This is a genomic window from Yoonia sp. MH D7 (genome assembly GCF_054439475.1).
Genome location: NZ_JBTJCF010000001.1, coordinates 929,094 through 942,173 on the forward strand (window position 1 = coordinate 929,094; position 13,080 = coordinate 942,173).

Sequence of the window (13,080 nt, forward strand, 5' to 3'; positions counted from 1 at the left end):
AGTGCCATTAGTTTGTCAGGAGATGTAGGGCAGATTGTAGGTGCTGGCTTGTTGCTGCGCATGGTTTCGATTGCGATTCAGGCAGGTATATCCAATGTGCATTTTCGGGTGTAAGCGGCGGCAGCGAGTGAGGGCGGTCCCTTTGATGCGGCGCTTGCATCTAACGTGTTGTAGTTGCTGTCCAAATTTACATAGTGTTCTGGCGTATTGTGGGGCGTCTATTTCGAAATCCGCTTGTTTGAAGCAAGGGTTGTTGCGCTTGCCGGTTTAGGTTTGATTATATTTGGGAACGCGCCGCGGATAGGGACCACTGGCTTGAGCGCAGTTAGATTAGATGTTTTTGATGCAGGGTTTGGGACTGAGCGCGCGCAGATGTTGCCGACGCGCGGTCCGATGCGGGTGATTGTGGCCCGTAAGCGTTAGCCTTTGAGTGATCGTGCCAAGGCGCAGAACTCTTCGAGGCTGACTTGTTCGGCGCGTTCGGTTGGTTTGATTCCCACGGCGTTGAGGTGGTCTTCAATCGCGGGGTCGACGGATTTGAGCGCCGAGCGAAGCATTTTGCGCCGTTGGTTGAACGCAGCTGCGACGACGCGGTTGAGCGTGCCGGCGTCGGCATCAAAACGTGGTGCGGGCAGCGCGGTGAGATGGACCACGCAGGATGATACTTTTGGCGGTGGCGAGAAGGCTTCGGGTGGCAGGTCCATCACGATTTTCGGGTCCGTGCGCCATTGGGCCAGCAGGGCAAGCCGTCCGTAAGCTTTGGTGCCCGGCTGGGCGACGATGCGTTGGGCGACTTCGCGTTGAAACATCAGGGTGAGGCTGGTCCAGAACGGTGGCCATTCAGGTGGCGTGAGCCAGCGGACCAAGAGTTCTGTGCCGACGTTATAGGGCAGGTTCGCTGCGACTTTGATCGGTGGTGTGAGGTGTTCGAGCGGGTTGACGTCGAGTGCGTCGCCGTTGATGGCGAAGAGGCGGCCCGGATAGGAGGCGCTGATTTCGTCCATGACGGGCATGCAGCGCGGGTCTTTTTCAATCGCAAGAACGCGGCGTGCACCTTCGGCCAGCAGCCCGCGTGTGAGGCCACCTGGACCGGGGCCGATTTCGAGGACGTCTGAGCCTGAGAGGTCGCCTGCGAGCCGCGCGATTTTGGCGGTCAGGTTCAGGTCGAGCAGGAAATTTTGCCCGAGAGATTTTTTGGCTGCGAGGTCGTGTCTTACGATGACGTCGCGCAGGGGGGGCAGGGAATCAATGCTCATGTGCGGGCGTCAGCCATTTTGGCAGCCGTGCGGATTGCGGCGATCATAGAGGTCGCGTCGGCGCAGTTTTTGCCTGCGATATCGAATGCGGTGCCGTGGTCGGGTGAGGTGCGCACAAATGGTAAGCCAAGCGTCACGTTTACTCCGCCAGAAAAATCGAGGGTCTTGATCGGGATCAACGCTTGGTCGTGATACATACACACGGCGACGTCGTAGGTTGCCCGTGCGGCTGCATGGAACATGGTGTCAGCGGAGAGCGGACCGATGAGGGTCATGCCCTGATCGCGCAATGCGTTCAGGACGGGGATGATCAGGTCGATTTCTTGCGTGCCCATTTTACCGTCTTCGCCAGCGTGCGGGTTCAGGCCAGCCACGGCGATGCGCGGGTTTTTAATGCCAAAGTCGCGCCGCATGGCCGCGTGGGTGATCAGCAGGGTATCGGTCAGCAGACTGGCGGTGAGCTGCGTGCTGACTTGACCGAGCGCGATGTGGATGGTGACAGGCACTACGCGCAGCAGGTCGCTCGCGAGCATCATCACCACGCGGTCGGTGTTGGCCAGTGCTGCGAGGTATTCGGTGTGTCCAGGGTAGCCGAAATTGGCGCCATTGATTAGCGCTGCTTTGTGGATTGGTGCGGTGCAGATGGCGCGTGCCGTGCCTGATTGCACAAGAGCCACACCATCAGCAATCGCGTCGATGACCCCCTGTGCGTGGGCGGGATTTGGTTCGCCAGCCACGGCGGGTGCGCCCAAGTCGCGGTGTAAAACCGGCAAGGATGTTGCGCTTAGCGCGGTGGCTTGCGCAGGGTCGTCGAGTGCCGTGGCGCGGGACCCTGCGGGCAGATGCGTGATGTCGCCGATCCACAGCAGGGGTATCTCGTCGCGTAAGGTTTCCCACGCTTTATAAGCGATTTCGGGGCCGATGCCTGCGGGTTCGCCGCAGCTGATCACAATCGGTTTTGCGTGGCTCATCGTGTGGTGATCGTGGCTGAGGAGCGCAGGTCTTCGAGCAGCGCTTCGGCGTGACTGGCAAGGCGTTGGCTGCGCAATTGGGAGCGCACGGCGTCGCGGTCGGCCCCGTCTGCGGCGGCATTGGTACGCCCGCACATCATGATAAACATGAGGGTTTGTCCGTCAGCGGAGGTCAGGTTGAAGGAGGATTCGCCTGCATCAAGCCGTGCGAGTTCAAGTGCGACGTCTTGCGGGATCTCGGCGGGACTGCGGTCTTGACGGTCCAATACATCAGGGGATTGGCCGCGTGCTTGTCCATAGAGATCATCGCAGGTGTCGATGTTGTTTTTCAGCGTGGCCGCGGCGCGCAGGCCCGCCTCGGAGCGTCCGCCCGCAATGTAGTATGTCGCATAGTCGATGGAGGTCGGGGCAATTTTTGCAGCCGCGACTTCACGCAGGGCGCGCAGTTGAAACAGCGCAATGCCGTTGGGAATTGGGATCGGTGCAGTCACATCGCCGGGGCTCAGTGACAGGATCAGTCCGTGCAACTGTTGGGGGTAGTTCGAGAGTGGCAACCAGCCCAAGCGTCCGCCGTCGGCGCGGCTAGGCAGAGCGGAAACCTGACGTGCTTGTGCTTCAAAGGCGGCTGTAGATGTCAGTTGGCTGATCCGCTCGGCGGTGGCTTGGGCCTGTGCAGCCTGCGGTGGTGGTGCGGGGATGATGATTTCTGTCAGCAGCACTTCGATTTCGGAGCCGCCGGAGCCTGCCTGTGCGATGGCGCGGGTGACTTCGGCTTCGCTGACGTTGGATTTGGTATTGAACCGACCGCGTACATAGTCCCGCCATGTGATGCCGATCTCGACAAAATCGCGCAGTGTTTCTTGCTCGATGCCGCTATTGCCAAGTACGGTGATAAATTGATCGAGGGTGAGGTTGGCACGTTCTGCGAAATCGTTCATCGCCGCTTGCAGGCTTTCGTCCGACAGCCGCAATCCTGAGCGGTTCAGTTCCTGCTGTTTCAGCCGGTCTTCGATCAGCCCGTCGCGGGCCGCTTTGCCCAAGTCACCCGGTGTGCGGAAGACGCCCAGCATACGCTGCCGCTGGTCAAGTTCGAATGCGGTGATCACGCTGTCGTTCACGGTGATGACGGGGCGGATATCTTGTGCCGCGAGCCCTGTGCCGAGTGTCAGACCAAAAGCGACGAAGGCACCGATCAATGGAAGTTTACGCATGTGCGGCCTCTTGTTCAAAATGTTCATTATGGCGAGCAGCTCGCCTGTGATCCTGCGGTGCTGTTTGCAGCGGAGAACCCGTTTAAGGTGACTGATACCCCATAGCTGGTCGAGGGTTCAACCGTTGTCGACGAGGTATAGCGCCGCGAGACCGAAAGGTCGACTACCACGCATTCGTTTGTGTAGATTGCGCCGAAGCCTGCCGTCGAAGGTTCGTCTTGGGCGAGATCGTAGCGGGTATCGACGTTGATGCTCCATGTGGGGGTCAGTGTCAGTGCGGTGTCGAGGGTCCATTCGGAGACTGCGTCGGGCCTGCTTTCGGTGGCGTCGGCGGCCTGCCAGATATAGGCGGCAGTGAGTTGGATGTCTTCTGCGTCCCAACCGAGCCGTGTGGCGGCGCGTGTCACCCGAGCATTATCATCAAAAAGCGTGCGCGCCTCGACATGGAAGCCGTTGGGCGCGGTGTATTGCCCTGCCACAAGCCAGTCGGACGCGGTGCCGTCGAGGCCTGAGGAGATGTTGAAGTCACCGCTGCTGGTGTCGCGCAACAGCCGCCCGAACGTCAGGGTCGATGCAGCCCCTTTGACACCAACGCGCGTCCAGCTGATACCTGCTGCGGCCCGCAGCCCGGTTTCGATTGCGTCTTCGCCTGCAAAGTGCGTGGCGTTGAACAGGTTGGCCTGGTCGAATTCGGAGCGTGTGCTGTCCTCGTTAGGCGGGGTGATGCCGTAGCTGTCGGACCAGTTTAGCGCCAAGGTTGGCTCAATCAGATGATGGGCGCCTGCGCGGGGTGTGGCCGCAAGCGGATAGGTGAACGTGATCCCGACCCCCGGTGTGGTACGCAGCCCGTCATCGTCATTTACACCGCCGTCTTGCACGGTGAAATAGTCGCTTTGCAGGGATGTGCGGGCTGTGGTCACGAGACCCGCAGCGCTGATCCAGTCGCGGCTCCACTGAAGTTGAGCGCCGATCCGAGACATATCACGGCCGTCGTCGCCTGACGTGTTGCTGGTCCGATAGAACATATCGGCTGATGTGTTGAGTGTCAGTGTGCCACCTGCGGCGAGGCTATGACGTCTCTCGTGGCTGAAGCTGCCGATGATGGGTGGCAAGGACGCGTTGTCTTCGTCATCGCGCAGGGTTTGGTAGTATGTCAGGTTGGCGAGGTTCAGGGTGTTTTGTGTGACCTGTTGTAGGGTGACGTGCGATAAGAGGCGGTCTTGATCGGAGTAGTCGTAGTCGAGCAGGTAGCCGTCATCGCTGGTGGATTGCACGTCAAACGTCAGTGTGTAGTCGCGGGCCAGATCGAATGTGCCAGAGGCAAGGACATATGCGCGGTTGTCGCTGACAATGGAGTCGCGGCTGGTTGCGGCGTTGATTTCGATTTCGCCGTTGCGGAATGCCTGCCTGTAGCGCGCCTCCAGTGTTGTTGTCGCGCTGGACACATAAGGCGTCAGTGTCAGGTCACGGCTGTCGCCTAATGTGATGAAGTAGGGAATTTTTACGCCTGTGCTCAACTGGTCGGTGGTTTTGAAAACCGGGATCAGCAGCCCACTGGCCCGCTCGAGCGTCGGGTCTGGCAGCCGCACTTGGGGTAGCCACATGATAGGCACGCCACGGATCAGGAATTGGGTGTTGGTGAAGTAAAGCTGCTGTGCCGCTTCGTCATGCACGATTTTTTCGGCGCGGATTTCCCAAAGGGGCGCTTGGTTGCCGCAGACCTGACAGGAGGTCACGGCCACTTTGTAGAGTTGCGAGTAGCGTCCGTCAGCGCGGTCGATTTGGGTGGCAGCCAGTTGTAATTGTTCGTTAAGCACCAGCCGTGCACCGCGTAGGATGCCGTTTTCAAGCTTGGGATCTAGGGTTGCGGCGGTGGCGGTAAAGATGGTGCCATCGGCGGTTTTGATCAGGATTGGCCCTGTGATTGTCAGTTCATCGCCCGCTTGATTATAGTTGATTTGTGAGGCTTGCAGCCGTGTTCCGTCATAGAAAACCTCGATATTGCCGCTGGCTATCAGTTCGGTTTGGCCTGCGATCACTACGTTATCTGCCACTAGTGTGGCGGCCCCTTGGGAGGAGGCGAGAGTGGGGATCAGTAGCAGGAAGGCAAAGAGAAAACGCATCAGCCGTCCTCGTTGTGTAAGAGCATGCCAAGTGATATGGCGATAGCGGCAAGGGGGGGCGCCCAAGCGGCGAGAATGGCGGGGAGTTGTCCGTTTTCGCCCAGAATCTGCGCGAAATTGCGCAGGAAGTAGACGGCGAATGAAACCAGAACGGCCAGTAGCACCATCATGCCGGTGCGTCCGCCCCGTTGGTGGCGCAGGGTAAAGCTGGCCCCGATCATCACCATCGCGACAAGGAATAACGGCAGGGCGAGTTCCATTTGCAGCCAGACTTCGTGGCGTTGCGCCGAGAAACCTGCGGTGCGCAGACGTTCGATGAAGGCAGGTAGATCCCATATCTGGATTGACGAGGGGGTGCCAAAGCTGTCGCGGATTTCAGCGGCGGTCAGGCTCGACGGAATCTCGAGCGTGGCGTGCAGTGTGGCTGCGGCTTCGGCGTTCACGTTGCCGCCAAGTGGCCAGCTTTTGGCGTTTTGCACCACCCATGCGCCTGTGGTCAGCGCGGCGCTGTCGCCCTCGATGCGCCGTACCGGACCTTGGGCCGTAAAGCTGATAAAGCTGACTTTAGACAGCACAGTGCCATCGAGGTTTGCACGCTCTGCGCGGATCACGGTTTGCCCGTCTTCGTTGCCTTGCCGCAGCCATAGACCGGAGGATCCGAATGTTAGTACCGACCCGTTGCCCGCAAGTTCATCGCTGCGGACTTCGTAGTGGCGCGACGTACTGGCGACGATCGGGTTGATAAAACTGACCGCCAGAATGCCAATGGTCAGCGCCATAAGCAGTGGCGAGATCAATGACATGAGCGCGGAGCGTCCGGCAGCGCGGGTCACGACCAGTTCTGACGAGCGGGACAGTCCGAGGAAAAGGGCGATGGTTGAGAGGATCATGATCAGCGGCAGGATTTGGTATATCCCTTGTGGCACGTTGAGCAGCGTCAGCGTGAGGATATCGCCAAAGGTTGCGTCGAGTTTGCTGTAGCGCCGTAGCTGTTCGACCATATCAAGGAAGACCATGATCAAAAAGAATACGCCAAATACCCCGAGGAACGTCGTCAGGAACCGTTTGGCGAAATAGCGGTGGAGTATCATGAGGTCACCTGCATCGCAGGTCGCCGCTTGAAAAGATAAGGGCGTGTGGCTGCGAAAAGCAGAAACCACGAGATGCCAAGACCCACAGCGGTGGGTAGGTAGGTCGCAAACCATAGATCGGGGCTGCTGCGCGCGAGGTTCAGCCCGGCAGTTTCCACCGCTTTGACCACAATGATCAGGAAGATCGCGCCGACGATTTGCCGCCAGACGCCAAAGCGGCTAAATCCGCCGACCATCAGCGCTGAAAAGCCCAAGAGTGCGCCGACAAGCCCCAAAAGTGCTTGACCGAAGCGGTCGTGAGCCTGCGCGATTAACTGTGCTTTGGTCTGACCTGTGGCTGCTTGCAAGGTATCACTGGCGCGCAGCAGGTCGGCCGTGGTGGCCTCGCTGGCACGTAGCCGTGTGCTGGCGGCGACGGTTAGAAATTCGCCGATATCATAGGCGAAATCCTCGAATGTGGTGGTGAAAAGCCGCGCACCGTCGTCTTGCAGGGTTTGGGCCAGACCGTTGATCATGACCAGTTGCGCTGTGTCGTCGGCGCGCACTAGAAACGCTTTGGCGGCGGTATAGGTCACGGATTGCGCGGGGTCGCGGGTGTCGGACAGAAAGATATCGCGCAATTCACCAGCGGGGGTGATGTCGCGGATATAGAAGGTAATGCCATCGGCAGGTTCGATGAATTTCCCCTCGGTCAGCAAGCGCGATGTGATGTTTTGTGCCAACTCGTCTTTGCGTAGGTTTAATTGCGCGGAAGCCAGAGGCACAAGGAAATGCGTCAGGATCGACATGATGAACGCTACGATGAGTCCAAAATAAACCACTGGCCGCGCGAGACGGTAAGCGGAAAATCCGGTGGCCTGCACAACAACCATTTCGGACTCAGATATCATGCGGTTGGTCACATAGACGGCAGCGGCGAATGACGCGAGCGGCAGTGCAAGTTTGATCACCGCGGGCAGGGTCAGCGCGCTGAGTTCTAGAAAAACGGCTGCCGATTGTCCGTCGGCGATCAGCTGGTCAAACAGCACGACCGCTTTGTTGATCCAATAGACCATGACCAGCACAAGGCTGAAAAATCCGAATAGGACCATCAGCTGTGACAGCAGATAGCGGTCAAATCGTGCCAAACCCTGTGTCTCCTGGATCAAGTCCTTACATTTGGTGCAAACTAGCCGATAGTTGCGCCGGACAAAACCGCTATCTGGTCATTTTATCGCGGTCCAGCTAGGTATTGCCGGACAGCATAAAAACAGGATGACTTGCCATGACCAACCCTATCAATTGTCGCTTTACGGATCTGAGCTTGGACGACGTGGCCAGCCTGACCGGGTTGGTTGCTGTTTTCATTGGCACTGATGCCAAGCTGGATGCCTGTGCGGAGCAAGTGAATAAGGCCAGCCAGAAAGCAGTGGAGCGGGTTGTGGCGTCGGAGGCTTTTGCAGCGGCGCCTTCTGGCAGTGCGATGCGGGTTGCGTTTCCGACGGGTATGGCGGCGGATGGCGTGATTGTTGTAAAGCTGGACCGTGACGCGGCCCAAGTGGATGCACGCGCTGCGGGTGCTGCTTTGGCGCGCGAAAAGGGGCCGTTAGAGCTGACTGTTCTGGCGGGTGATTTGGCGGGCGTGGATGATGTCGCCTTGGGGCTGCTGCTGCGGGATTATGATTTCAGCGCCCATAAGACCGCCGCGCCTAAGCCGCGTGGCAATGCGGTGTTTCAGGTGGAGACGCCTGACAGCCATGATGCAAAAACATTGGCGGCGATCGCCGAAGGCGTGTTTTTCACCCGCGATTTGACCAATGCGCCAGCGAATGTTCTGACTACGACCGAGTTTGCCGACCGTTTGGCGGAGTTGCAGGCGATCGGGTTGAAGGTTGAGGTTTTGGAAGAGGCTGCATTAGAAAAGCTGGGCATGGGTGCGCTATTGTGTGTTGGTCAAGGCTCTGACAGCCCGTCGAAGGTTGTGGTGATGCAGTGGCATGGTGGCGGTGACGAGGCGCCGTTCGCACTTGTGGGTAAGGGTGTTGTGTTTGATACTGGCGGCATCAGCATCAAGCCGGCGCTAGGTATGGAAGAGATGACTGGCGATATGGGTGGCGCAGGTGTGGTGTCGGGCGTGATGAAGACGCTGGCGCTGCGCAAAGCTAAGGCTAATGTGGTTGGTGTTGTCGGAATTGTCGAGAATATGCCGTCGGGGGCTGCGGTGCGTCCAGGCGATGTTGTGACCTCGATGAAGGGCGACACGATTGAGGTGGTGAATACCGACGCCGAGGGGCGTTTGGTTTTGGCGGATATTTTGTGGTACACGCAAGAGCGGTTCAAGCCTGTTGGTATGGTGGATCTGGCGACGTTGACGGGGGCGGTTATTATTGCCTTGGGTCATGAGAATGCCGGTGTGTTTTCGAATTCGGATGATTTGAGTGGCACGTTCTTAAAAGCGGCAGAAGCTGAGGGTGAGGGCGCGTGGCGGATGCCGCTGGGCAAGGCGTATGACAAGATGATTGATTGCCGGATGGCTGATATGCGTAATACTGGTGGTGGGCGTCAGGCAGGCTCGATCACGGCGGCGCAGTTTTTGGCGCGGTTTGTGAAGGACGGCACCCCTTGGGCGCATCTGGATATTGCCGGTGTAGCGGCGGTTCCGGGTGGTACAACGCTGGCCCCTGCGGGTGCGACGGGCTGGGGTGTCATGGCGCTAAACCGTTTAATTTCAGAGAATTACGAGGCGTAAGTGGGCGCTGTTTATTTCTATCACCTGACCGATACGCCGCTGGATCAGACCTTGCCGATGTTGGTCGGCAAGGCGCGTGGTGCGGGTTGGCGTGTGCTGGTGCGTGGGCGCGGTGAGGCGGCGTTGAAGCGGCTGGACGAGCGGTTGTGGGCTGGTGCGCCTGCGTCGTTTCTGCCGCATGGCATGGCTGGTGGTGCAAGCGACGCGCAGCAACCGGTTTTGTTGGGAGTGGATGTACCTGCCGACGGGTTTGACTGTGTGATGTCGGTGGATGGCGCGGCGTTGAGTGCGGATGAGGTGAACGCGGCGGCGCGGGCCTGTATCTTGTTTGATGGATATGATGACGCCGCGTTAAATCATGCTCGTGGTCAGTGGAAAATGCTGTCCGATGCTGGATGTCAGGCGCAGTATTGGGCGCAGGTAGATGGCGCATGGGTCAAGAAAGCCGAGAGCGGCGCGCCTTAAAAATCAAATTCAGCGTTAAAGTCCGCGGGGAGATCGGTTGGAACCGGTGTGCAGGCGCAAAGGCCTAAGAGGCCGAAAATGATGATATATTTCATGGCGCTACCTTGTCAGGATCAATTGGTTGTTCTGGATGGTGATGCTGTCGAATTTGGACAGATAGGTCATGCCTAACAGCGAACCCGCCATTTCGCCGTCATTAACGACTGCGCGCATGCCTGTGTCTTGGATATTCCCCAAGCTGACTGTATCGAGCCGCACGGCGGCGGTGCGCACGGTGCCGTTGGCGGTATTTGCGCTGCCGAGATAGGCGAGCGTATCAAGGTCGATACCGATTTTGGTGGCGTCACTGCGAGACAGCACGACTTGGCTGGCGCCTGTGTCGATCACAAACTCAATCGGCACGTTGTTCACGTCGAGCGTCATATAGTAGTGTCCGTCGCGCATACGGGGCAGGGTGATTGTCTCGCCCGCGACCGCTTGTTTTGGTAACAGCGCGTCCTCGATATTGGACCACATGCCAATCACCGCAACGGCGCCCATGAAGATCAGCACCCAGATGCCAGCCTGTTGCAGGGTTTTGCCCAAGTTCATCCGGCTGGCCATCAGATATGAGGCCAAAAGCACCAGTCCAAGGACCGCTAGGTAGATGAAATCGGCTGTTTGGTTCTCTGTCATGAAGCTAATATAGGGGCTATGTGCCGAGACCAAAAGACTGCGCGATACCGTCGAGGATGAACTGCACCGCGAGGGCGGCCAAGAGCATACCCAAAACGCGGGTGACGATGTTGGTGCCGGTCTTGCCAAGCATTCTATCGAGCGGTGTAGCGACGAGCAGGGCGAGGAAAACCGAGACCAGAACAGCGGCCATGACGCCGGTGATCGCTGCAAAATCCAGTGCGGTATTCGCTTGGCCGGCAAGCAGGATGATCGTGGTAATAGCGCCTGGACCTACGATCAGCGGCAGGGCGAGCGGGAAGACAGAAGGGTCGTCGTGGTGTTCTGCCTGGCCTTCGGCGGCGTTATCTTCGCGGCGTGCTTGCCGTTTTTGGAACAGCATTTCGAGTGCTGTGAGGAACAACAGGATTCCGCCTGCGATGCGGAAAGCAGGCATCGAGATGCCGATAAAATCGAGTAAAGCTTCGCCAAGGAACAGGAACGCAAGCATCAAAGCACCTGCGATCAGGCAGGCCCGCAGGGCAACGGTGCGGCGTAGTGCTGCGTTCATGCCTTGGGTCAGGGCCACAAACAGCGGTGCCAGCCCCGGAGGGTCGATAATGATAAACAGCGTTGTGAAGGCTGCGATCAGGGCGGGCAGTTCGGTCATTTTTTCGTGGTCTTCTGGGCTTTTTCAAGTTTTTCGAGTGACTGCATCCACATGCTTTCGGCGCGCTCTAGCCCGGTCATGACTTCGGCGTATTTTTTGTTCCATGTCGCCAATTCGCCTGCTTTGCCATCTTCGTAAAGAGCGGGGTCCGCGAGTTTTTTGGCGAGTTTGTCGCGCATGTCGTTGATTTTTTTGACGCGTTCTTCGGATTTATTGGCATCGGCGCGCATGGCCTGGATCTGTTCGCGCGAGAAGGTCTCGACCTTTGGGGGGGGGACTTTGGCTTTGCCTTTGTCCTTGCCCATTGGTTTTTCGGGCGAGAGCAGCATTTTGCGGTAGGCCTCGAGGTCGTCGTCGTATTGGGTGACGTGACCGTCTTTGACCAACCAGAGCCGGTCAGCGACCATGGAGAGCAGGTGCATGTCGTGGCTAACGAGGATCACGGCGCCCGAATAGGCGGTCAGCGCGTCAACGAGCGCTTCGCGGCTCTCGATGTCGAGGTGGTTGGTCGGCTCGTCGAGGATTAGCAGGTGCGGCGCGGGCAGGGTGGCCAGCAGGAGTGAAAGACGTGCCTTTTGTCCACCGGAGAGGCGGCCAACTTCGGTGTCAGCTTGGTCTGAGCCGAGGCCAAAACCTGCGAGGCGAGCGCGCAGGCGGGCTTGGCCTTCGGAGGCGCGTTCGCGCATCAGGTGTTCGAGCGGTGTTTCGTCAACGTAGAGCTCGTCCACTTGGTGTTGTGCAAAGAAGCCGATGCGCAATTTGCTTGAGGTGACCATGTTGCCGCTGGCGATTTGCAGACGGTCCGAGAGCATTTTCGACAGGGTCGATTTGCCTTCGCCGTTGCGGCCCAGAAGGGCGATGCGGTCGTCTTGGTCGATGCGCAGGTTCAGGTCGCGCAGGATGATTGTGTCGCCGTAGCCCACGGATGCGTTCTCTGTGGCGATGATCGGGGGCGACAGCTCTTCTGGTTTGGGGAAGGTGAACACAGTACGTGCCACGTCTTCGGGCGCACGAATTGTTTCCATTTTCTCTAACGCTTTGACGCGCGATTGGGCTTGCTTGGCTTTGGAGGCTTTGGCTTTAAAGCGGTCGACAAAGGCTTGCAGGTGTTCGCGTTTGGCGTCTTGTTTTTTCGCAGCCGAGGCTAAGAGTGCGCGTTTTTGGGCGCGCTGTTTGGCGAACATGTCGTAGGTGCCTGTGTAGTAGATCAGGCCTTTGTCCTCTAAGTGCAGGATGCCGCCGACGGAGCGGTTCAGCAGTTCACGGTCGTGGCTGACGATCAGGACGGTGTGCGGGTATTTGACGAGGTAGTTCTCGAGCCAAAGCGCGCCTTCAAGGTCGAGGTAGTTCGTTGGCTCGTCGAGCAGCAACAGATCGGGTTCCGAGAACAGAACGGCGGCCAAGGCCACGCGCATGCGCCAACCGCCAGAGAAGGCGGAGCAGGGCTGCAACTGTTCTTCGTGGGTGAAGCCAAGGCCGCGCAGGATCGAGGCAGCGCGGGCTTCGGCGGACCATGCGTCGATGTCGGAGAGGCGCGTTTGGACTTCGGCGATGCGGTGCGGGTCGGTGGCGGTTTCTGCTTCGGCCATCAGGGATTCGCGTTCTGTGTCGGCACGCAGCACGGTGTTGATCAGGGACACCTCGTTTCCGGGCACCTCTTGGGACACGCCGCCGATTTTCCAGCCCTGAGGCAGGTTCACAGAGCCTGTATCAAGCACCATCTCGCCCCGGATGATTTTGAACAGCGTGGTTTTGCCCGAGCCGTTGCGTCCCACGAGGCCGACCTTGTGGCCGGTTGGGATGGTGACGGAGGCATGCTCGACCAATGTACGGCCAGCGACGGAATATGTGATGTCTGATATTTTAAGCATGAGGTCGCTTTGCCTGATGTTGGCGGGGACGTCAATCACC

General features: G+C 58.6%; 11 protein-coding genes. 2 read left to right on the forward strand and 9 right to left on the reverse strand.

What is annotated here, in order from left to right; translation table 11 throughout:
* Nucleotides 1–419 precede the first annotated feature (419 nt).
* From rsmA to lptF, 6 genes are read right to left on the reverse strand one after another with little or no spacing between them, the layout of a single operon-like run.
* The gene (rsmA, locus tag ACXLHR_RS04610; RefSeq protein ID WP_458790359.1) at nucleotides 420–1,256 is read right to left on the reverse strand and encodes a 16S rRNA (adenine(1518)-N(6)/adenine(1519)-N(6))-dimethyltransferase RsmA; all 837 of its coding nucleotides are present in this window, start codon (nucleotides 1,254–1,256) and stop codon (nucleotides 420–422) included.
* A complete protein-coding gene (gene pdxA / locus ACXLHR_RS04615) occupies nucleotides 1,253–2,227 on the reverse strand; it encodes a 4-hydroxythreonine-4-phosphate dehydrogenase PdxA (RefSeq protein WP_458790360.1) in 975 nt (324 codons plus the stop codon). The genes rsmA and pdxA overlap by 4 nt, the downstream gene beginning before the upstream one ends.
* A complete protein-coding gene (locus ACXLHR_RS04620) occupies nucleotides 2,224–3,438 on the reverse strand; it encodes a peptidylprolyl isomerase (protein ID WP_458790361.1) in 1,215 nt (404 codons plus the stop codon). Before ACXLHR_RS04620 ends, pdxA begins: the two co-directional genes overlap by 4 nt.
* Before the next feature lie 26 nt (nucleotides 3,439–3,464).
* Nucleotides 3,465–5,561: an LPS-assembly protein LptD gene (locus ACXLHR_RS04625; RefSeq protein WP_458790362.1), complete on the reverse strand. Its 2,097-nt coding sequence runs from the start codon at nucleotides 5,559–5,561 to the stop codon at nucleotides 3,465–3,467.
* Nucleotides 5,561–6,652, reverse strand: coding sequence for an LPS export ABC transporter permease LptG (gene lptG / locus ACXLHR_RS04630; protein ID WP_458790363.1), 1,092 nt, complete (start codon nucleotides 6,650–6,652; stop codon nucleotides 5,561–5,563). The genes ACXLHR_RS04625 and lptG overlap by 1 nt, the downstream gene beginning before the upstream one ends.
* Nucleotides 6,649–7,758 (reverse strand): LPS export ABC transporter permease LptF, encoded by a 1,110-nt coding sequence (gene lptF, locus ACXLHR_RS04635; RefSeq protein ID WP_458792469.1) that lies wholly within the window; start codon nucleotides 7,756–7,758, stop codon nucleotides 6,649–6,651. The genes lptG and lptF overlap by 4 nt, the downstream gene beginning before the upstream one ends.
* A gap of 158 nt (nucleotides 7,759–7,916) precedes the next feature.
* On the opposite strand from lptF, the gene ACXLHR_RS04640 reads away from it, so the two are divergent.
* Together ACXLHR_RS04640 and ACXLHR_RS04645 are read left to right on the forward strand one after the other, a co-directional pair.
* Nucleotides 7,917–9,380: a leucyl aminopeptidase gene (locus tag ACXLHR_RS04640; protein WP_458790364.1), complete on the forward strand. Its 1,464-nt coding sequence runs from the start codon at nucleotides 7,917–7,919 to the stop codon at nucleotides 9,378–9,380.
* Complete coding sequence (locus tag ACXLHR_RS04645; RefSeq protein WP_458790365.1) at nucleotides 9,381–9,845, forward strand: DNA polymerase III subunit chi; 465 nt, start codon at nucleotides 9,381–9,383, stop codon at nucleotides 9,843–9,845. It begins immediately after the preceding gene.
* Between the two features lie 99 nt (nucleotides 9,846–9,944).
* Here the strand turns inward: ACXLHR_RS04645 and ACXLHR_RS04650 are convergent, their stop codons facing one another.
* From ACXLHR_RS04650 to ACXLHR_RS04660, 3 genes are read right to left on the reverse strand one after another with little or no spacing between them, the layout of a single operon-like run.
* Nucleotides 9,945–10,520, reverse strand: a complete 576-nt coding sequence (locus tag ACXLHR_RS04650) for a retropepsin-like aspartic protease family protein (protein ID WP_458790366.1) — start codon at nucleotides 10,518–10,520, stop codon at nucleotides 9,945–9,947.
* A gap of 16 nt (nucleotides 10,521–10,536) precedes the next feature.
* Nucleotides 10,537–11,169 carry a MarC family protein gene (locus ACXLHR_RS04655; protein ID WP_458790367.1) on the reverse strand — a complete coding sequence of 211 codons (633 nt, stop codon included), beginning with the start codon at nucleotides 11,167–11,169 and terminating at the stop codon, nucleotides 10,537–10,539.
* Nucleotides 11,166–13,040: an ABC-F family ATP-binding cassette domain-containing protein gene (locus ACXLHR_RS04660; RefSeq protein WP_458790368.1), complete on the reverse strand. Its 1,875-nt coding sequence runs from the start codon at nucleotides 13,038–13,040 to the stop codon at nucleotides 11,166–11,168. The genes ACXLHR_RS04655 and ACXLHR_RS04660 overlap by 4 nt, the downstream gene beginning before the upstream one ends.
* Between the last annotated feature and the right edge of the window lie 40 nt (nucleotides 13,041–13,080).